17 protein-coding genes and 1 tRNA gene are annotated in these 20022 nt (G+C 73.4%); 7 read left to right on the top strand and 11 right to left on the bottom strand.

The genetic code is table 11. The features are described from left to right. Window positions 1–18: 18 nt before the first annotated feature. Window positions 19–444 carry an SRPBCC domain-containing protein gene (locus ABEA15_RS10100; RefSeq protein ID WP_345556413.1) on the bottom strand — a complete coding sequence of 142 codons (426 nt, stop codon included), beginning with the start codon at window positions 442–444 and terminating at the stop codon, window positions 19–21. 529 nt (window positions 445–973) lie between these two features. Here ABEA15_RS10100 and ABEA15_RS10095 point away from each other — a divergent pair. Continuing rightward, entirely contained in the window at window positions 974–1618 is a 645-nt protein-coding gene (locus ABEA15_RS10095; protein WP_345556412.1) for a maleylpyruvate isomerase family mycothiol-dependent enzyme, read from the top strand. Window positions 1619–1733: 115 nt separating this feature from the next. Here the strand turns inward: ABEA15_RS10095 and ABEA15_RS10090 are convergent. The 3 genes from ABEA15_RS10090 to cysS form a co-directional block, all read right to left on the bottom strand. Next, a tRNA-Thr gene (locus ABEA15_RS10090) sits at window positions 1734–1806 on the bottom strand. Between the two features lie 55 nt (window positions 1807–1861). After that, the gene (rlmB, locus tag ABEA15_RS10085) at window positions 1862–2914 is read right to left on the bottom strand and encodes a 23S rRNA (guanosine(2251)-2'-O)-methyltransferase RlmB (protein WP_345556411.1); all 1053 of its coding nucleotides are present in this window, start codon (window positions 2912–2914) and stop codon (window positions 1862–1864) included. Between the two features lie 424 nt (window positions 2915–3338). After that, window positions 3339–4745 carry a cysteine--tRNA ligase gene (gene cysS, locus ABEA15_RS10080; protein ID WP_345556409.1) on the bottom strand — a complete coding sequence of 469 codons (1407 nt, stop codon included), beginning with the start codon at window positions 4743–4745 and terminating at the stop codon, window positions 3339–3341. A gap of 427 nt (window positions 4746–5172) precedes the next feature. On the opposite strand from cysS, the gene ABEA15_RS10075 reads away from it, so the two are divergent. Continuing rightward, a complete protein-coding gene (locus ABEA15_RS10075) occupies window positions 5173–7017 on the top strand; it encodes a DUF2637 domain-containing protein (protein ID WP_345556408.1) in 1845 nt (614 codons plus the stop codon). Between the two features lie 455 nt (window positions 7018–7472). Here ABEA15_RS10075 and ispF read toward each other — a convergent pair whose 3' ends face one another. From ispF to phoU, 3 genes are all read right to left on the bottom strand, one after another. Beyond that, a complete protein-coding gene (gene ispF / locus ABEA15_RS10070; RefSeq protein WP_345556407.1) occupies window positions 7473–7979 on the bottom strand; it encodes a 2-C-methyl-D-erythritol 2,4-cyclodiphosphate synthase in 507 nt (168 codons plus the stop codon). Window positions 7980–8005: 26 nt separating this feature from the next. Next, entirely contained in the window at window positions 8006–8488 is a 483-nt protein-coding gene (locus ABEA15_RS10065) for a CarD family transcriptional regulator (RefSeq protein WP_311547025.1), read from the bottom strand. A 422-nt stretch (window positions 8489–8910) separates the two neighbouring features. Further along, window positions 8911–9573: a phosphate signaling complex protein PhoU gene (gene phoU, locus ABEA15_RS10060; RefSeq protein ID WP_344142596.1), complete on the bottom strand. Its 663-nt coding sequence runs from the start codon at window positions 9571–9573 to the stop codon at window positions 8911–8913. 123 nt (window positions 9574–9696) lie between these two features. Between phoU and ABEA15_RS10055 the strand changes: the two genes are divergently transcribed. Then, window positions 9697–10875 carry a sensor histidine kinase gene (locus tag ABEA15_RS10055; RefSeq protein ID WP_344142595.1) on the top strand — a complete coding sequence of 393 codons (1179 nt, stop codon included), beginning with the start codon at window positions 9697–9699 and terminating at the stop codon, window positions 10873–10875. Continuing rightward, a complete protein-coding gene (locus ABEA15_RS10050) occupies window positions 10872–11564 on the top strand; it encodes a response regulator (RefSeq protein ID WP_344142593.1) in 693 nt (230 codons plus the stop codon). The genes ABEA15_RS10055 and ABEA15_RS10050 overlap by 4 nt, the downstream gene beginning before the upstream one ends. 75 nt (window positions 11565–11639) lie before the next feature. Here ABEA15_RS10050 and dtd read toward each other — a convergent pair whose 3' ends face one another. Further along, a complete protein-coding gene (gene dtd / locus ABEA15_RS10045) occupies window positions 11640–12065 on the bottom strand; it encodes a D-aminoacyl-tRNA deacylase (RefSeq protein ID WP_345556406.1) in 426 nt (141 codons plus the stop codon). An 83-nt stretch (window positions 12066–12148) separates the two neighbouring features. Then, complete coding sequence (locus tag ABEA15_RS10040; RefSeq protein WP_345556405.1) at window positions 12149–13915, bottom strand: DUF2207 domain-containing protein; 1767 nt, start codon at window positions 13913–13915, stop codon at window positions 12149–12151. A gap of 182 nt (window positions 13916–14097) precedes the next feature. Here ABEA15_RS10040 and ABEA15_RS10035 point away from each other — a divergent pair, with 182 nt between their 5' ends. The 3 genes from ABEA15_RS10035 (at window position 14098) to ABEA15_RS10025 (ending at window position 18706) form a co-directional block, all read left to right on the top strand. Next, complete coding sequence (locus ABEA15_RS10035; RefSeq protein WP_345556404.1) at window positions 14098–15081, top strand: neutral zinc metallopeptidase; 984 nt, start codon at window positions 14098–14100, stop codon at window positions 15079–15081. A 76-nt stretch (window positions 15082–15157) separates the two neighbouring features. Then, window positions 15158–16105 (top strand): neutral zinc metallopeptidase, encoded by a 948-nt coding sequence (locus ABEA15_RS10030; RefSeq protein WP_345556403.1) that lies wholly within the window; start codon window positions 15158–15160, stop codon window positions 16103–16105. A gap of 129 nt (window positions 16106–16234) precedes the next feature. Continuing rightward, window positions 16235–18706 (top strand): hypothetical protein, encoded by a 2472-nt coding sequence (locus tag ABEA15_RS10025; protein ID WP_345556402.1) that lies wholly within the window; start codon window positions 16235–16237, stop codon window positions 18704–18706. Here the strand turns inward: ABEA15_RS10025 and ABEA15_RS10020 are convergent. Both ABEA15_RS10020 and ABEA15_RS10015 read right to left on the bottom strand, forming a co-directional pair. After that, window positions 18593–18886: a DUF2516 family protein gene (locus tag ABEA15_RS10020; protein WP_344142831.1), complete on the bottom strand. Its 294-nt coding sequence runs from the start codon at window positions 18884–18886 to the stop codon at window positions 18593–18595. The two genes, ABEA15_RS10025 and ABEA15_RS10020, sit on opposite strands and share 114 nt — an antisense overlap. A 190-nt stretch (window positions 18887–19076) precedes the next feature. After that, window positions 19077–20018 (bottom strand): M56 family metallopeptidase, encoded by a 942-nt coding sequence (locus ABEA15_RS10015; RefSeq protein ID WP_344142583.1) that lies wholly within the window; start codon window positions 20016–20018, stop codon window positions 19077–19079. Window positions 20019–20022 lie beyond the last annotated feature (4 nt).

Raw genomic sequence — 20022 nt, 5'->3', positions numbered from 1 at the left:
GGAACGGTATAGGGCCCCTCAGCCCATCTCGTCCAGGACGCGTCCGAGCTCGTCGAGGCACGCGATCCACCCGGTCTCGGTCTGCGCGGCCCACGTGTCGTCGGCGAACGTGTGGGTGAAGACCATGCGGCACCCCTCACCATCGGGCTCCAGTTCCAGACGCAGCCCGTGGGTGCCGGTCTCCTCGTCGTACTCCCGCAGGGCGAAGACCCGGGACGGCAGAAACTCGGTGATCTCGGCCCGCGGCCCCGGAGCCCCGTCCTCGCCCTCGAACACGATGGCCCCGCCGACGCGAGGGGCGAGTTCCGCGGGGGTGAGCGGGTACCATCGGCCGAGGTGCTCCGGTTCGGTGATCGCCCGCCACACCCTCTCCGGCGGATGCGCGAAGCGCCGCTCGAAGCGCAGAGCCCACTGGTCCCCCACGCGGCGCAGTGCGTCGCTCATGCTTCCTCCGTACGTTGTCATGCGGCCCGCAAGGGCCGGGTATGGCTGATGCGTCTCTGTCTTCAGCGGCTTCGGAAAAGTGGCCGCCCGGCCCTCCAGGGCACTCCGCCCGCTGACTGAGACCCGCGCACAAGTCGCTGCTTACAGAAATGACGACGGGTGTTCCCCGGGCCGACGCCATGACGGCGAGCGCCCGGAGGACCGGATGGAGCACCCCCGCCCCACCGGTCCCGCTGGCCGCTTGCCGGCTTCGTCGGCGGGGTCCCCTTCGCGGCGGGCGATCGTCCGGGACGGGGACCCGCTTGCTGGCCGGTCTTGTTACCTGACAAAGAATATAGCCGTTCGAGAATATAACACGGTGCCGACCCGCCGCATCCACGAACGAGGGTCGACCGCGCCCGGTCGGGGACCGCATACTTGCGGAGTAGACACGACGGCGATGTCACCAACGCCGCCTGTGTGCCGGGACCGGCCTGGCGGCGACCGCGCCGGTCCCGGCACACAGGCGCGGACAAGGCGAGGCGGCACTATGACGCAGCAGGGCGACGGGGCCGGGGCCGGAACGATGGCCATGGCCGTATGCGAACGCGTCGAGTTCGCGGAGCTGCTCGACTCCCTGTCGCCGGAGCAGTGGGACGCCACGACTTTGTGCGAGCGCTGGAGCGTGCGCGACGTGGTCGCCCACGCGATCAGCTACGAGGAGCTGGGGTGGGGCGGTCTCGCCGCCCGGCTGGCCCGGGCGGGGTTCAACGTGGACAAGGCCAACGCCATCGGCGTCGCGGAGTACTCCCCCCGCCCAACGGCCGAACTGGTGCGCATTCTGCGGAAGTATCAGCGCCCTCGCGGGCTGACCGCTCTGCGTGGAGGCATGATCGCCCTGGTCGACGGCATGATCCACCAGCAGGACATCCGCCGCCCGCTCGGACTGCCCCGCGAGATCCCGCACGACCGCCTTCGCACCGCCCTCCGCTTGGCGCTGCAGGCCCCGCCCATCGGCGCGGCCAAGCGTGCCCGCGGCCTGACGCTCGTCGCGAGCGATCTGGACTGGACCCACGGCGACGGCCCCGAGGTGCGCGGCCGCGGCGAGTCCGTGCTGATGGCGATCGCGGGTCGCGGCGAGGCGGTGGACGAGCTCTCCGGCCCGGGCCGCTCGCTGCTCGTGGAACGGACCTGACCCGCACGCCCGGAGCCCGGGTATACCGTTCACGCAGCGGACATCCGCAGCCCGCCCCGAGAACTCCCGGCTGCTTCGCCTCAGGACTCTGACCTGCCGGTTCGGGCATGAAAAGAGCCGACGAGGGGACTTGAACCCCTAACCCCTCGCTTACAAGGCGAGCGCTCTGCCAATTGAGCTACGTCGGCCTGTGCGCACCGCAGCGCTGCCTGGGGCGCACAGTCGCATCGTACCGGTTTCGCGTCAGTGCCCGGGCTGCGTGGACGCCGATCGGCGGCGGGTGATCTCGTAGAGGGCGACTCCCGCGGCGACCGAGGCGTTGAGGGACTCGGCGCCGCTGATCGGGATGCGGGCGATCTGGTCGCAGGTCTCGCGGACGAGGCGGGAGAGGCCCTTGCCCTCCGAGCCCGCCACGATGACCAGCGGGCCGGCGGCCACGTCCAGGGCCACCAGTTCGGTCTCGCCGCCGCCGTCGAGGCCGGCGACGAAGACGCCCTCGCTCTTGTAGCCGTTGAGCGTGCGGGTGAGGTTGGTGGCCTGGGCGACGGGGAGGCGGGCCAGCGTGCCCGCGGAGGTCTTCCAGGCGGCGATGCCCACCCCCGCGGCACGGCGCTCGGGGATCAGCAGGCCGTGCGCGCCGAACGCCGCCGCGGAGCGGGCCACGGCGCCGAGGTTGTGGGGATCGGTGACACCGTCCAGCGCCACGATGAGCGGCGGGACGCCGGTCTCCTCGGCCGTGGACCGGGCCGCGTCGAGCAGGTCCTCGGGGTTCCAATAGCGGTACGGCCGCGTCTGCAGGGCGAGGCCCTGGTGGGCGGCGCCGGGCTGGCCCTGGCTGTCGCAGCGCCGGTCCAGCTCCGTCCGGGATACCTCGCGCACCTCGAGACCGGCGTCGCCCGCGATCCGCGCCGCCTCGGTGATGCGCTGGTCCTGGTCCAGGCTGTTGGCCAGGAACAGCCGCTTTGCGGGCAACCCCGCGCGCAGCGCCTCCAGCACCGGGTTGCGCCCGACCAGCAGATCGGGCGTACCGCCGCGGGCGCCCGGCTCAGCGGCCGCAGCTCGCGGCGGCGCCGTCGGAGCGCCCGGCTTCGCCGCGCCCGTAGGCGCCTGCTTGGCCGAACTCTTGGCGGGGTTCTTCGCGGGGTTCTTGGCCGCGTTCTTGGTGGAGCGGCGCGACTTCTCGGAGTACCAGTGGCGCTCCTCGGCCGGAAGCGTCCCCTTCTTACCCTCCAGGGAGCGCTTCCCCTTGCCGCCGCTGCCCTTGGTGGGGCCCTTCTTGCTCTTCTTCGCCGGCATGGCCTGCTGTCCTCACCCTTCGGTTACCGCTGGTGTCGGCGCGCCGCCGCCCCGGTCGGGGGGCCGCTGCGGGCGCGAAAGCTCTGCTGTTCCGGCGGCCGCCGACGGCGGTGCCGTCCGCGGCGCCGACCGGGCCGCGCCCGTTCCGCCGGGCCGGCCCTCCGGTCTGTGATGTGCCGCCGACCGCCGGTTCGCGGCCCGCACCCGCGGGAGGCGCCGACGCTCTCCGACGTCCGGCCGCATTGATGCGGCACCCTTCCATGGTCGCCGATGGCAGCGGGTGGCCGCGCCATCGGCGGCTCGCGCCGGGGGCGCCGCCGGACCGACGCGCCGGTGCGGGCGCACCCCGCCCACCGCATACCGCCGACCGAGCGGCACAGCGTCCGCACCGCGGCGGTGCCGGCCACCCCGGTGCGTCGGCCGCTCAGTCCCGCCGGAGCTCCCAGCGCGGGCCGCGCGGGGTGTCCTCGACCACGATGCCGGCGGCGAGCAGCTGCTCGCGGATGGCGTCGGCGGCCGCGTAGTCCTTGCGCAGGCGCGCGGCCTGGCGCTGGTCGAGGGCGACCGCAACGAGCGAGTCGACGACGTCGCGCAGCCCGGACCCGGTACCGCTCGCCGACCAGGTCTCGGAGAACGGGTCGAGCCCGAGTACGTCCAGCATGGCGCGCACCCGGCCGCCGAGCTCGGCGAGGCGCTCCTTGGCCCCCTCGGCGATCGCGGTGTTCCCCTCGCGGACCAGGCCGTGCACGACCGCCAGCGCCTGGGACGCGCCGAGGTCGTCGTCGAGGGCGTCGGCGAACGCCTCGGGCACCTCCGCGGCCCGCTCGACGGTGCCCGCGACCTCGCTCGCGCGGGTCAGGAACCCCTCGATCCGCTGGTAGGCGGCGGCGGCCTCGTACAGCGCGTCGTCGGAGTAGTCGATGGCCGAGCGGTAGTGGGCCTGCGCCAGGTAGTAGCGCAGTTCGACCGGGCGGACCTTGCGGACCATCTGCGGGATGAGCAGGGAGTTGCCCAGCGACTTGCTCATCTTCTCGCCGCTCATGGTGAGCAGCCCGTTGTGCAGCCAGTAGCGGGCGAAGCCGTCGCCGGCGGCCTTGGACTGGGCGGTCTCGTTCTCGTGGTGCGGGAAGACGAGGTCGAGCCCGCCGCCGTGGATGTCGAACGCGCTGCCCAGGTACTTGGTCGACATGGCCGAGCACTCCAGGTGCCAGCCCGGGCGGCCGCGGCCCCACGGGGTGTCCCAACTGGGTTCGCCCGGCCGGGCGCCCTTCCAGAGGGCGAAGTCGCGCGGGTCGCGCTTGCCGCCGTCGTCGGCGGTGTCGCAGGCGCCGCGCATCTGCTCGATCCGCTGGTTGGACAGCTCGCCGTAGCCGGGGAAGGAGCGCACGTCGAAGTAGACGTCGCCGGACCCGTCGCCGGCCGGATAGGCGTGGCCGCGGTCGATGAGCCGGTGCATCAGCTCGATCATCTCGGGGACGTGGCCGGTGGCGCGCGGCTCGACCGTGGGCGGCAGGCAGCCCAGGATGTCGTAGGCGGAGGTGAAGGCGCGCTGGTTGCGCTCGGCGACCTCCCACCACTCGACGCCCTCGGCGGCGGCGACGTTGATGATCTTGTCGTCGATGTCGGTGACGTTGCGGCACAGGACGACCCGGTAGCCGCGGTACTCCAGCCAGCGGCGCAGGATGTCGAAGTTCACGCCCGAGCGGATGTGGCCGATGTGCGGCGGCGCCTGCACCGTGGCACCACACAGGTACAGCGAGGCGCACCCCTCGCGCAGGGGTGTGAAGTCGCGGACCTGGCGGGCACTGGTGTCATAGAAGCGCAGACTCACACCGCCCAGGGTAGCGGTTCGGCGGTTTACCACGGGCCCGCTCTCCACAGCCGACCGGCCCCGCACCGGGCCGGCGGCGTGACCTCCGCAGTCGCCGGCCGGCGACTGCGGGAAGGACTCTTCACCCCTCCGGTTCCGGAGCCGCTCCGAGGGCCCCGGGAGAACAGCGGCTCCCGGCGAGGGGCGGGTCGGTCGGCGGGAAGCCGTGAAACGGGCGTCCGCAATTCGGCGGAATCCGTCCCGAAATCCCGCGCACACGGCCCCGCGACCGCCGCCGGTCCATGACCCGCTCTTCCTTCATCAGCCCCCGACCGGGAGGAACGCAGCCGCGGCGCGCCGCGCGGCGCGCCGGTCCCGGATACGGCCGGTTTCGGGCGATACGCAAACTCGTGTTCGCCGCGTTCGCTGGGCTACGCTTCTGCGCACGATGGCCGTTAAAAGCTCCTCCAAACCCGCAGGTACGCGTCCTGCGCCCGAGCCGCAGCACTCCGGATCGCCGGTGGCCGCGATGCTGTTCACCGCGTTGGGCGTGCTGGTGATCGCCGGGTGCGCGGTTCTGCTCTCCTACAACGGCGTGTACCAGATCGCCGTGCAGGGCAACGTCGGCGCGCGCTACGCCCATCTGTATCCGGCGGTCTTCACGCTGCTCGTCCTCATGGCGCTGTGGACGAGCTACGTGCTGCGCACCGCCCCGCGCTCACGGCGGCTGTGGGCCGACGGGCTCATCGTCCTGCTGGTCGCCGTCGCCGCGGGCGCGAGCGCCCTGGAGGCAGGCGGCCTCGTGCTGGTGCCCGGCGTCGCGATGGTCGTCGCCGCGGTCGCCCCCTGGCTGGCGCTGCTGGTCGCCTTCCGACTCTTCCTGTCGGTGGTCATGCACCTGCGCGGCGAGGTCCCCGGCACCGGCCCCCGCCGCCCGCGCGAACGGCGGCGCGGAAGGAACCGCGCCGAGCCCGAGGACGAGCCTGAGCCCCCGCGCGCGCCCGCGCCCGCCGAGGCCGAGGAGGACACCCGCCCGCTGGACGAACTGCTGGACGAGGAGCCCCGGCCGCAGGCCGCCGCGGCCGAGGCGCCGCCGCTGCAGCACAGCCCCGGGCCGCCGCCCCGTCCGCGCGCCCCCGAACCAGCGGACTTTCGCGACCCCGGCCCGCACCCCCAGCGCCCGGAGCCCGCCGACCGCCCCAGCCGCCCCGAGCGCGCCGAGCGGCCCGAACCGCCGGAGGAGCCCGCTCCGCCGCGCCGGCGCAAGCGCCCCGGCCTCTTCTCCCGCCGACCCGCCGATACCGGCGCCGGGACCGAGGAGCCCGACGAGCCCGGCCCGCACGGCTCCCGGGAGCCGCAGCAGCCCGCCGACGCGCCCGGGGAAGTCGACTCCGGCTCCGCCGTCGGGTCCGCCCCGCTGTGGCCCGCCGCTGCCGCTCCCGTCCCCGCGGACCGTCCGGTCGACGACGGCGACGCACGGCCGACCGCCGGCGCGCCGGGCGCGCATACACGCGAATCCGAGGACTCCGACGAGTGGGCGTGGGCCGACGCCGAGGAGGACTCCGACCGCGCGCCGATCGCCCCCGCGTCCGGGGCAGAGGCGGCCGAGGCCGAACCGGGCCGCCCCGCGGAGGCCGAGGAGGCAGCCGACGCAGCCGCAGACGCAGCCGGCCCCGCGGCCCTGCACGCGGTCCCCGACACCGCTGCCGATCAGGAACCGGCCGCGGACACCGCGGCCGCCGCGGCGGCCGATTCGGGCCCGCTCCCTGCCGGCGCCGAGCCCGCTGGGGACGCCGCCGACACGGCACAGGACGCGTTCGAACTGCCAAAGCGCGAGCCCGGCGCCGCCGAGAACCCGATCAAGCGGGCCGCCGACGCCCCGCCGACTCCCGAGCCCCTCGGCGCCCCGGACCGGGACGGCGGGCAGACCGCGTCCGCGGCCGCCCCGGCGCACCCGGGAGAGGACGCCGACGGCTTCGTGCACGACCTGCCTCCGGGCGACCCGACCAACGACGAGGCCGAGCCCGGCACAGACGCGGCCTCCCCCTCGGACGAACCGGCCGCCGAGGGGACCGGGGGCGGGGGGCACAGCGGCGCCCCCGGCGCCGATCGGCCCGATCCGCACCGTGGCGACGCCTACCCCGCGGCGCCCCCGATCGAGAAGCGCCCGATGGTCCTCAAGCCCCGCCGGACACCGCCTCGCGAGGCGCCGCCACGCGAGGCGCCGTCCCCGTTCCCGGCCGACCCGCCGTCCAACCGGGTCCGCAGCGAGCCCAAGCCGCCCGAGGAGTAGCCGCCGCCGCGCGGCGGCTTGGCCGGTGAAGGACCCGCCGCCTCGGCGGCCGGGACGGCGGCGCGGCGAGCCGGAGGAACCGCGGATTCGCGCGGGCCCTCTCGCCGACGGGGAGCGGACCGCCGGGCGCCCGCCCCGGCCGCGCGCGGCCCGCCGGCAGGCGCCCGCGGTCCCGCATGCCTCGCCCGGCTGCGCAAGGCGCGGCCCCTGCGTTCCGCAGGTGGCACAGCGCGCCTTCCGCCCGGCCTCGGCCGACCGCCCTGAGTGCCTCCGAAGCCGGCGTCCGGAATGGACCCGGCCGTATTTCGGTCGGCCGTCTCCGCGACGCGGAATCGCCCTCCACAGGCCGAACTGGCCGTGGATTTGTCCGTAATGTGAGACGGCTTCGCCGAAACTACGGCGCGCGGTTGATTTCCGATCCGCGCCTTCTCACATCGCGGAATTGCGCCTGGGCTTCAGGCCGCTCCGGAGCCGTGTCCGCGCCCGTCCTCCGGCACGCACAGCGCCGTCGCGATCGCCGCCACGCCCTCGCCGCGGCCGGTCAGGCCCAGCCCGTCCGTGGTGGTCGCAGACACCGTGACAGCGGCGCCCACCGCCGCCGACAGCACGCCCTCGGCCTCGGCGCGGCGCGGGGCGAACTTGGGGCGGTTGCCGACGATCTGGACCGCGACGTTGCCGACCTCGAAGCCGGCCGCCCGCACCCGCGCCGCGGTCTCGGTGAGCAGGTCGACGCCTGAAGCGCCCTTCCACCGCGGGTCGTCGGTGCCGAACTGGCTGCCCAGGTCGCCCAGCCCGCACGCGGAGAACAGGGCGTCGCAGGCGGCGTGTGCGGCGACGTCGCCATCGGAATGGCCGCTGACACCCGTTTCACCCGGCCATTCCAGGCCCGCGAGGAACAGAATTCTTCCGGACATAAAAGGGTGGACGTCGGTACCGACGCCCACCCTCGGAATTCTTGACATGAATGCAGTCGATTTTCGGTGCTATGTCAGTTCGTGAGGACTTCGTCGAGCAGCGCCTCGGCCTTGTCCTCGTTGGTCTTCTCCGCGAGTGCGAGTTCGCTCACGAGTATCTGCCGCGCCTTGGCGAGCATCCGCTTCTCACCCGCGGAGAGCCCGCGCTCCTTGTCGCGCCGCCACAGGTCGCGGACGACCTCTGCGACCTTGTTCACGTCGCCGGAGGCGAGCTTCTCCAGGTTCGCCTTGTAGCGCCGCGACCAGTTCGTGGGCTCCTCGGTGTGCGGTGCGCGCAGAACCTCGAACACCCGGTCGAGGCCGTCCTGCCCGACCACGTCGCGCACCCCGACGTCCTGGGCGTTCTCCGCCGGTACGCGTACTGTGAGATCACCCTTGTCAACCCGGAGAACGAGGTAGGACCTATCCTCGCCCTTAATGGTGCGAGTCTCGATCGCCTCAATACGAGCAGCCCCATGATGGGGGTAGACAACGGTGTCGCCGACCTTGAAAGTCATGTGACAAGTACCCCTTCCGCTACCACCAGGATACCACGAATCTGTGACTTAACGTACCTATTGGTTTTACGTACGCGCAGGTCAGTGCCGCATTCGGGGTCTTGACAAAGCCCGTGCCAGGTGCTTCCGGGTCGACCGGAATGGGTACCCGGCAGGGGCCGGAGCCGTGGCCACCGCGTGACCGCACGCCCCTCTGGTCGGCACGCAGGGATGCCCGAAGGAGCCCTTCCCTCCTCCATGGTCTCACTTCGGTCACAGGTGTGCGCAACGGGCGGGCAAAGAGGCGGCGGGCCCCCGCGCGCCCTGCTCACACGGGCTGAAGCGGCCCGTCCCAAGCCGCGGGCACCCCGCGAAGGGGAGGGGCCGGCCGCCCCGGCGCGCGGCCGGGGCGACCGGCCCCTCCCCGAAGCCGGGCGCTCGGGTCAGGCCTCCGACTCGTAGTCCTTGGGCCGCTCCCCCGTCACCATGTAGACGAGGTTGTCGGCGACGTGCACCGCGTGGTCGCCGAAGCGCTCGTAGAAGCGGCCGGCCAGGGTGACATCCATCGTGGCCTCGACCCCGTGCTGCCAGCCCGGGTCGAGGATGCGGGTGAGCAGCCGGCGGCGGAGCCGGTCCATGCGGTCGTCGTCGGAGTCGAGTTCGAGTGCGGTCTCGGCGTCGCGCTGGCTGACGACCTCGCCCGCCTTGATGACCAGAAGCTCGGCCTGGTGGCCCATCTCCAGCACGATGGAGCGCAGCTCCGCGGGGATGGCGGAGTCGGGGTGGCGCCGCCGGGCGATCTTTGCGATGTGCACCGCGTGGTCGCCCATCCGCTCCAGGTCGCCGGCCATGTGCAGTGACGTGATGATGATGCGCAGGTCGCGTGCCACCGGCTGCTGCCGGGCCATCAGGTCGAACGCCGTGGCCTCGATGTCCTCGTCCAGCCGGTTGAGCTCCTCGTCACCCGAGATGACCTCCTGCGCCGCGTTGAGATCGGCGTCGAGCAGGGCGGTGGTCGCGCGGGCGACCGCGTGCCGGGCAAGCCGCGTCATCTCGACGAGGCGCTCGCTGAGGGAGTCAAGCTCCTCATGATACGTATCGCGCATGGTTCACATCGTCCCAGTTCGTAGCTTAATCATTGCGAAAGCATCGGTGAATAGTCGCAGAACCTCGGTTGTAAGCCGTGGTCAGCAGGGTAAGGCAGCGGCTTTGCGGCTTACGATCGAAGCGTGCAAGGAGAACTGCTCGCCGCGCTAGCGGGACTGGTGGGCCTCGTGACAGGCGTCGCGGCGGGTCTGGCGTTCCGCATCAGCGAATCGGGCGGTACGCGCGCCAAGGAGGAGCCCCGCCAGGCCGAGCTCCCGGCCGGGATCGCCGAGGTGCTGGCGGCGCTGCCGTCCTCGGCGGTGGTGCTCGACCCCGCCGACCGCGTGCTGCGCGCCAGCTCCGCGGCGCGCGCCTACGGGATCGTCCGCGGCGAGGAGCTGGTCATCAGCGACCTGCTCGCCCTGGCGCGGCAGGTACGCCGCGACGGCGTCATCCGCGAGACCGAGATCGAGGTGGCCGTGCGCAAGTTCGGCCCCGACTCCACCTCGTTCGCCGTGCGGGTGGCGCCCCTGGGCGGCACCGGCCTGGTGCTCGTCCTGGCCGAGGACCAGACCGAGCGGCGCCGCGTCGAGGCGGTGCGCCGCGACTTCGTCGCCAACATCAGCCATGAGCTGAAGACGCCGGTCGGCGCCCTGTCCCTGCTCGCCGAGACCATCGCCGACGCCAGCGACGACCCCGAGGCGGTCCGCCGCTTCACCGGGCGCATGCAGCAGGAGTCCGCCCGGCTGACCAGCGTGATCCAGGACCTGATCACGCTCTCCCGGATCCAGGGCGCCGAGCCGATGGCCGAGCCCGACCGGGTCCCGGTCGAGGTCGTGGTCGACGAGGCGATGGACGCCGTACGGACCGCCGCCGAGACCAAGGAGATCGAGCTCGTCGCCAGCGGCACCGAGGGCGCTGTCGTGCTCGGCGACGAGGGCCTGCTGGTGACCGCCATGCGCAACCTGGTGGCCAACGCCGTCGCCTACAGCCCCGAACGCACCAGGGTGTCGGTCTCGATCGAGGCCGAGAGCGACATGGTCGAGATCAGCGTCGCCGATCAGGGGATCGGAATCCCCCCGCAGGACCTGGAGCGCATCTTCGAGCGCTTCTACCGTGTCGACGCGGCCCGCAGCCGGGCGACCGGAGGCACCGGCCTGGGGCTGGCGATCGTGAAGCACATCATGACCCACCACCGCGGTGAAGTCACCGTGTGGAGCAAGGAGGGCTCGGGGTCGACGTTCACGCTGCGTCTGCCCAACGCCCAGACCCGGGAGCGTCCCAGCCCCGGCGAAAGATCAAATCAGGAGGCAGCACAGTGACGCGTGTACTCGTCGTTGAGGACGAGGAATCCTACAGCGATGCCCTCTCGTACATGCTGCGCAAGGAAGGGTTCGAGGTCGCGGTCGCACCGACCGGCACGGTGGCGTTGGAGGCTTTCGACCGGACCGGGGCCGACCTGGTACTGCTCGATCTGATGCTGCCCGGCCTGCCTGGCACCGAGGTGTGCAGGACGCTGCGGCAGAAGTCCAATGTCCCGGTCATCATGCTGACGGCCAAGGACAGCGAGATCGACAAGGTCGTCGGCCTGGAGCTGGGCGCGGACGACTACGTGACCAAGCCGTTCTCCTCCCGCGAGCTGGTCGCGCGCATCCGGGCCGTGCTGCGCAGGCGCGGCGAGGACGAGGCCCTGCTGCCCACGGCGCTGGAGGCCGGTCCGGTCCGCATGGACGTGGAGCGGCACGTGGTGACGGTGCGCGGCGAGCACATCCAGCTCCCGCTCAAGGAGTTCGAACTGCTGGAGGTGCTCCTGCGCAACGCCGGCCGGGTTCTGACCCGGATGCAGCTGATCGACCGCGTCTGGGGTGCCGACTACGTGGGCGACACCAAGACCCTGGACGTGCACGTCAAGCGGCTCCGGGCGAAAATCGAGAGCGACCCCGGCACCCCCGAGTTCATCGTGACCGTGCGCGGCCTGGGCTACAAGTTCGAGCCGGTGGGCGAGGAGTAGCCCGGCGCCGGGGGGTGAGCCGGCGGCGGCCCTGCCCACGCCGCCGGAACCGGTCGGAGGTCAGAGACGGGCTGTTCACACCTCGACGACGACGGTGAACGGCCCCTCGTTGGTCAGCGAGACCGACATCTGCGCCCCGAACACCCCCGTCTGGACGTGTGCGCCGAGGTCGCGCAGCTCCTTGACGACGGCGTCGACGAGCGGCTCGGCCACCGGCCCGGGCGCCGCCGCCTGCCAGGTCGGCCGGCGGCCCTTGCGCGCGTCGCCGTAGAGGGTGAACTGGCTGACGACCAGCAGCGGCGCGCCGATATCGGAGCACGACGCCTCGCCGTCGAGGATGCGCAGGCCCCACATCTTGGCGGCCAGCCGCTTGGCCTCGGCGGCGGTGTCGGTATGGGTGACACCGACCAGGGCGAGCAGCCCCGGCCCGGTGATCTCACCGGTGACCTCGCCCTCGACGGTCACCGAGGCGTGTGCGACCCGTTGCAGGACCGCCCGCATGGGCTTCCTCCTCGTCGTTTCGGGCCCCTCGTGCCGGACGCGCGGGGTCCGGCCCGTGCCGCCGCACCCGCGGGCGGGCCGGCTCAGTTGAGGGTGCGGAACTGCCGCGTGTTGGAGATTACCCCGGTCAGCGTCAGCGCGAAGGACTTGATGGAGTCGGCGAAGTCCTGCAGCCGCCAGTCGTCGGGGCCGATGTACCAGGGCAGGCCGTCGGCCGCGTCCTCGCTGCCGGCCGCGGCCAGGACGGCCGCCCACCGGTCCACGTTGTCGAAGATGATCGCGTAGGGCAGGTAGCGGGAGAACACGCTCACGCGGTGCTCGGGCGGCACGTCCTCGGCGTCGGCGCTGAGCAGGTAGGACCGGAAGCCCAGGGTGTGCGCGAAGACCACGCTGCCCTGCCGGGTCTTCGCGGGCATGAACTGGGCCCCCACGGTCACGGCGGCGCCGGCGATGATGACGGCCAGCCCCGTGAAGGCCGCCTTGGTGAACACGGCCAGCACGACGGTCAGAACCAGGCCGAGCACGGTGATGGCGATCCCGGCGCTGGCCCAGCGGTTGCGCTCCAGGTTGGGCCGGTTGGCGAACCACTTCAGCCGCACCATGTCGCGGTACAGCTCCTCGCGCACTCCGGCCAGCCGCGCGGGGAACCCGCTGCGGCCCAGCTCGGAGAGCTTGACCTGGTGCGCGTCGCGGAAGAGGGCGTCGAGCAGCATGCTCTCGTAGCCCAGCAGGGCGTCGTCGGGCGGCGGGCACTTGTCCAGCCGCCAGTCGGTGGCCGAGAACTGCGCGTGCGGAAGCTCGCGGATGGTCAGGTGGCCGCGCACCGCCAGGTCGACGACGGTGGCGGTGATGTCGACCACGTCGGCCTGCTCGTCGATGAGCGTGCCGATCTGCCCGGGGTGCACGTCGTCGGGCGGGCGGAAGCGGACTCCGCCGCCGGCGCCGGGGTCCGAGGCGTCCACCGGGGTGCTGTCGCCCGCGGCGGCCTCCGTGCGCAGGGCGCGCTCGTCGCGCCCGCGGATGCGGATCAGCGCGATCAGCACGCCGACCGGCACCAGCAGCAGGACGCCGAAGACCGCGGCGGTGCCCGGGGTGATCGCGAAGGCCGACTGCAGGGACCAGTCGCGGTCGACGATCGCCTCACCGCTGATCGCGCCCGCCGGGTAGCCCACGACCACGTGCAGGGTCTCGCCGGGATCCATGTCGGTCTGCAGGAACCGGGCGCGGACGGCCTCGTGGCCGCCCATGTCGGAGGAGGTGCAGTAGATGGAGCTGCGCGCCCGGCCCGCTGTGCAGGACAGCGCCCTCGGCGGCACGGCGGCGTCGACGACGACCGTGGTCTCGGCGACGGTGCGGCTGTAGCCGCCGACCGCGGTCCACTCCATCTCGGTGCCGCCGCCCACGGGGTCGACGGCGCCGCGGACCGTGTAGCGCAGCACCGCTTCGGAACGCCCCGAGGTGTCCATCCGCACATCCAGGGTGTCGCCGCGGTCGTCGGTCGTGACGGTGATCTCACGCCCGGCGCCGTCGACGGCCGAGATTCCCGTCACCTCGTAGATGCGGCTGTGGTCGGTGTCGTAGGGCTCGCGCACGGAGAACGTGCGGACGAACTCCTCGGGCGGGTCCTGGCCGAAGGAGAGCGACTCCTCGGCGTGCAGCACGCCGTTGTCGCCGAGGTTCAGCCGGATGTCGTTGGTGATCTGCCGTTTCGCGTCGTCGGGCAGGGACGCGGGCAGCGACTCCGCGGCCGAAGGGGGTGCGCCCTCCTGCGCCGAGGCGGCGCCCGGGGCGCACAGCACGAGCAGCGCCCCGACCGCTGCCGCCGCCCGTGCGATTCCAACCCGCCACATGAGGTGAGAGCCTATCGTTCGGCGTCGTCCCGAGCGTAGACACGCGGTCCGATGCGCATCCCCCCGCGGCCGGTATCGGCCCGGACCTGCGCATCCCACCACGAGCCGTCATAATCGTGATCGGCGCGGGTGCAGGCGCATCCGGGCGGCACAGCGCATCCCAGGGGGAGGTGGCACAGCGGGTGGCCCTACGCACCGGGGCGGCAGGCCCGAACACGCTCCGCGGGCGGCAGGCGGCCGGCGGCGACTACGCACTCCCCGAGTATGCGCGGCGGACGCGCCAGCGGTTCAGCCTGAGCGTCACGCTGGTGCTGTTCACCGGGCTGACCGCGATCGGGTTCGCCACGTTCATCAGCGTCTCCGCGCTGTTCGGCCCCTCCGCCCACGCCGCTCCGGCGGTACCCGGCACCGGAGCGGCGCCGGTATCCAACGGGCAGCCGAACGGCCCCGGCGCCCGCGCGGACGCCCTCACGGACAACCCCCTCTACTCCAGCGGAGGCATGACGCAGGTCACCTGCCCGGCGCCCGCGCTCGACCCGGACGACCCGGAGTCGATGGAGGACTTCCTGCACGAGATCACCGACTGCCTGGACACCGCCTGGCGCGAGCAGTTCGCCCGGACCGGCACCGAGTTCGACGCCCCCAGCCGCATCTACTGGTACACCTCCGGCCAGAGCCCGTGCGGCAGTTATCCCACGGTGGGCACGGCCGCGTTCTACTGCCAGGCGAATGAAGGGCTGTATCTGGGTATCCAGGACATTGTGGAGAACTCGGCCGAGACCAAGAACCCCGAGGCCTATACGTTCCTGCTGAGCCACGAGTACGCACACCACGTGCAGGGTGAGGCGGGAATCCTGGGACGCTTCCACGGCGTGCGCGCCGACCGGGACTCCGGTGCGGTCCAGGACCGGCTCACCCGGCGAAACGAGCTGCAGGCCAACTGCCTGGGCGGGCTGTTCCTGGGCGCGGTCGAGGACAGCTACCCCATCGGTGCGCAGGAGTACGCCGGCATCCTCGACGACGCCGGGCGGCGCGGCGACTTCGACCCCGGCGAACGCACCCACGGCACACCGGCCAACGGGCGGATGTGGACCGCCCACGGCATGGACCGGGGCGACCCCGCGGCATGCAACACCTGGGAGGCACGGGAGGACCTGGTCGAGTGAGCATCCACACGAGCGCCTGTCCCGCGGCCCGTGCCGCCGGACGGCGGTTGCGCTGAACCGGCCCGGCGAATCGCGTATGCGGGCGTACTCACGGCCCTCCGGCGGGCGGGGCGGCGGCACGGCCGGCCGCCGGACCGCGCTCTATGCGGCGCTCGCCGCGCTGCTGCTGGGGCTCGCGCTGCTCACCGTCGTCGCGACCGGCGGCGGCGACCGGTTCGACGCGGAGTCCGCCGCCTCGTCGGGCCGGGCCGACCCCGACCTGTCCCAAACCCCGGCGCCGACCGCCGACACCCAACGGCCCACCGGGCAGTCGGCCCTGGTCGACAACCCGCTGTACTCGACAGGTGAGCTCATGCCGCTGCCGTGCCCCGCGCCGCGGCTGGACGTCCACGACCCGGCCTCCGTCGAGGACTTCCTCAACACCGTCACCGACTGCCTGGACGACGCCTGGGCCCGCCAGTTCGAGGAGGCCGGCATCCCCTTCGAGCCGCCGAAGCGGGTCTTCTGGAGCGAGGGCGGCTCCAGCCCGTGCCGCGAGTACCCCTCGTCCGCCGGCGCGTTCTACTGCCGGACGGTGAAAAGCATCTACATCGGCACCAGCGACGTGGTCGAGAAGTGGGGCGGCAACGAGCAGAGCGCGGTCTACGCCTCGCTCCTGGCCCACGAGTACGGCCACCACGTCCAGGGCGAGGCCGGGCTGCTGGAGTACTACCACGACCAGCGCGGGAAGGAGTCCTCGCAACTCCTGCGCAACGAGTGGACCCGCAAGAGCGAGCTGCAGGCCAACTGCCTGGCCGGAATCTTCCTGGGCGCCGTCGAGGTCAGCTACCCGCTGACGAGGGACGACATCGACGCCGTCCTCGACGACGCCGCCGCCACGGCCGACCGGGCGGGCGCTCCCGCGGCGGAGCGCACCCACGGCTCCGCCGAGAACAGCGTGCTCTGGCTGGAGCACGGCCTCGAACAGGAGGCGCCGGGCGCCTGCAACACCTGGTCGGTCGAGGACGAGTCGGTGGTGCAGTAGGCGCCGTGCCGCCGGCGGGCCGCGCCCACCGCCGCACGCTCCGGCCGGTGGCCGGACCCGGCCGGTGACCGGGACATCTGCGGTGCGGCTCCCCGTACCGCGCGCGGGCCGCGTGCGAGAATCGGCGGCATGCCGGAGACACGGGCGGCCGAACTTCGGGTGCACGGAGTGAGCGGCGGACAGGCCGAGGAGCTGCTGGACGTCGAGCCCGCCGTGCGGGTCTGCGGCGACCCCCTCGCCGGGTTCTTCCGGTGGCGGCGCCGGCCGGACACCGAGACCGTGCCCGGCCTCCCCCGCGAGATCTTCGCCTGGGGCAAGCTGACCTCGGGGCGCTCCTCACGCGCGCTGTGGCTGCTGCTCCTGCCGTTCATGCTGGTCAACATCGCCTACTGGATGCGGCCCGCCCGCAGTAGCCAGGCGCCCTCGCGGGGGATGGCCGCGGCCGAGCACGTCTACAGGGCGGCCGCACGCCTGCTGGCGCTGAGCCTGACGGCGCTGCTGGTGCTGGCGGCCGCGGGCGTCGGCATGGACCTCGTCGGCTGGCAGTGCGCCGGCTACGGCCGGCGATGCGCCGAGCTGCGCCCACTGCTCGGCCTGCTCGCCGCGCCCCAGGCGCCCCTGGCCGAGCCGGCGCGCGCCCTGGCCGCGGGTGCGCTGCTGCCGCTGGCGGTGATCGCGGTGCTGTGGCTGCTGTCGCGGCGCAGCGGGGCGCACACCGTGGCCGCCGCGCTGCCCGACCCCGTGCCCCGGCCCGAGGCCCCGCTGAGCGAGCCGGGCTTCTGGCAGGCCGACGCCACCACGGCACGGCTGCGCTCGGCCCACATCGCGGTGGCGGTCTCGGTCGTCGCCTTCCTGCTGGCCGCTCCGGCACTGCACCATGACGGTGCCTCGGCGCGGGGTCTGGCGGCGGGGCTGCCGATCGCGGGGCTGCTAGCGGCGACCACCGCGCTCAGCGCGGCCGGCACCGTGGTGCCGGGCTCAACCGCGGCGGCGCACCGCCGCGCCGACACCGCGTGCCGCCTGGTCCGCAACGGCGCCCTGGTGCTGCTCGCGGCCGCCCTGGTCTACGCCCTGTGGCCGCGCCCGGCGTGGACGGCCGAAGGGACGCTGCCCTGGTACTCGACCGTGCTGAACACGCTGCTCGCCGCGCAGTGCGTCCTGGGCGCGCTGCTGCTGGCCGCCGCGGTCGTCCTGCACCGCGGCGCGGGCGCACCCGCCCGGGTGCCGCTTGCGGGGACGGCGGGACCGGCGGCGGCCGTTCTGGGTGCCCTGCTCGGCGGCGCCCTGTCGGCCGCGGTGGTCTACCAGGCGGCCGGATGGCTCGGCGGCTGCTACTACCCGGGAGCCCAGGCGGACGGCTGCATCGTGCTGCGTCCCGCCGCCGCGTACTCCTGGCTGCAGCTCGCGTTCACCCTGGAGGCCGCGATCGCGCTGGTGTGCGCAGGCGCGGCGCTGGTCCGGCTGCGGCTGCGCGCGCGGCGCGAGGCCGAAACCGCGACCGCGATGTACGGGCGTCCGGCCGATGCGGACCGCACCCGCGACATCGCACGGGCGCGGGCCTTCGGCGGCGTCACCGAGTACCTTCCGCCGTCGCTGGCGGCCCTGGCGCTGCCGGTCGCGGCGCTGATCGGCCTGGCGCTGTTCTCGGCCGCCACCGGGCAGCTGACAGCCGCGCCCGGGCAGGCCGGCGGCGCGACCACGCCATCCCAGGCGGTGCTGACGGTGCTGGTGGCGGTCGGCTCGTTCCTCGGAGGCGGCTTCCTGGCGGCGCTGATGCTGGTCGGCGGCAGCGCCTACCGCGACGAGCCCACCCGGCAGGCGGTGGGGGTGCTCTGGGACGTCGGCACGTTCTGGCCGCGGCTGGGCCACCCGCTGGCGCCGCCCAGCTACGGCGAGCGCGCGGTCCCGCAGCTGGCGGCGCGGGTGACCGACATGACCGACCGGGGAACCGGAGTGGTGCTGTCCGGGCATTCCCAGGGGTCCGTGCTGGCGGCGGCGACGCTGTGGCAGGTGCCCGCTCGGGTACGCGGGCGCGTCGTGCTGATCACCCACGGCTCCCCGCTGTCGCGGCTGTACGCGCGCTACTTCCCCGCCTACTTCGGTCCGGTGGCGCTGGGCGACCTGCGTGAGCGCGCGTCGCGGTGGCGCAACCTGTGGCGCGCCACCGACCCGATCGGCGGCCCGGTGCTCGCCTTCGACGACGGGCGGGCCCGAGCGGTGGGCTACGCCGAGCCGCTGCCGGACCCCCGGCACTACGGAGTCCGTCCGGGCGAGGCGCTGTACCCGCCGATCCTGGGCCACTCCTACTACACCCGCGACCCGATGTACGCGGAGTCGGTGCGCCACGCCCGGGACCTGCTGGCGGATGCGGCCGGCGGGGCCGGCGCGCCCGCGGTGCCCGCCGCGCGCAGCGGGACCGGCGCGGCGCCCGGGCGGCGCCCACCGCAGGAGGCCGGGGGCGGCACGGCACAGCCGCGGGAACCGGGGCTACCAGCGACCGCGGGGCCCCTCGTTCCGTCCGATGCTGCGCACGGCGGGGCGGACGTCGAGCAGGTAGATGAGGGTGGCGATCAGCGCGATGAACACGAAGAAGCGGATTGAGCTGAACACCGCGCTGAACGCGACGAAGGTCCCCACAGCGAGCAGGCCGACCCACAGCTTCTTGGTCTGCTTGTCCATGGCGGGGAAGGCCTGCGCGGGCGTGCGGGAGGCGTCCACCAGGGCGAACAGGCTGGTGACGAAGATCGCTACGTAGATGAGCCACCAAAGCATATCCAGGATGCCGAGCACAGAACGCTCCGAACCTCGTGGCGGATGGTCTGCCGGCGGCGGTGCCCCCGGCCTCTCCCAGACTAAACGCGCGGGCCCGGGGGATCGTGCCCGGACGCCGACCGCTCGGCCGCCGCTCCGGCGGCGCCGGAGCGGTCTCTCGACGGGTGGCTCGGCGGGTGGAGGGGGTGGAAGGGCGCGCCTACAGGGGCAGGCTCCACAGCACCGTGATGGTGCCCAGCAGCGCGACGGCGGCGCTGAGCACAGCGGTGGTCTGGCGGCGGGTGAGCTGCTGGACCGGGTTCAGCAGCCGGGAGACGCGGGTGAGGACCTCGGGCTCGTCGGAGGTCACCGCCAGGGCCCCCGCGGGCACCGGCGAGGTCCCCGAGGCGCCGAAGCGCAGCAGCGCCATGGCCAGCTCCTTGGGTGAGCGCTCGCGCCGGGCCTGGTCGTCGGCGCACATCTCGATCAGCAGCGCGACGGCGCGGTAGTAGACCTCGACCATGCGCACGTGCGGGAACGCGCGCTTGAGCGAGGAGAACGGGAGCAGCACCAGGTCGTGGCGCTGGCGCAGGTGGGCGTGCTCGTGTGCGATGACGGCCGCGAGCTCGCTGCGGTCGAGCACCTCCAGCGCGCCCGCGCTGATGACGACCTCCGAGCGCAGCACCCCGGGCAAGCAGTAGGCGGCGGCCGCGGGGTGGTCCAGGATGCGGGCGCCGGGAACCTCGGGGTCGTCGTGGGCGACCAGTCCGAGCAGGTCGTGGTGGCGGCGCCGCACGCGCAGCACCTGCACGAAGGACGCCGTCAGACCGGTGAACAGCAGAAGCGTGAGGCTGACGGCCAGGATGACCGCCCCGACCTGGGTCGCGCCCAGGGTGGTTCCGGCGATCTCGGAGAGGTAGAGGTTGTGGGTGCCCGCGTCCTCAGCGAGCGCGAGCAGCCCGCCCACGACGCCGCGGCCGTAGGGCGCGAGCCCGAAGGCGAGCAGCGCCCCGATGGTGGAGAATCCCCAGGCCAGACCGAGCACCTGCCAGACGATGACAGCCACATAGGGCCCCCGGCGAGGCCACGAGGCCCGACGGAGCCGTGCCGCCGCGGCGAAGCAGCTGACTGCGATGGCGCTGAGCAGTGCGGCACTCACCATTCGG

The sequence above is a fragment of the Streptomonospora halophila genome (genome assembly GCF_039542725.1).
GTDB classification, from domain to species: Bacteria; Actinomycetota; Actinomycetes; order Streptosporangiales; family Streptosporangiaceae; genus Streptomonospora; species Streptomonospora halophila.
This window is presented reverse-complemented; position numbering and strand designations above follow the sequence as displayed.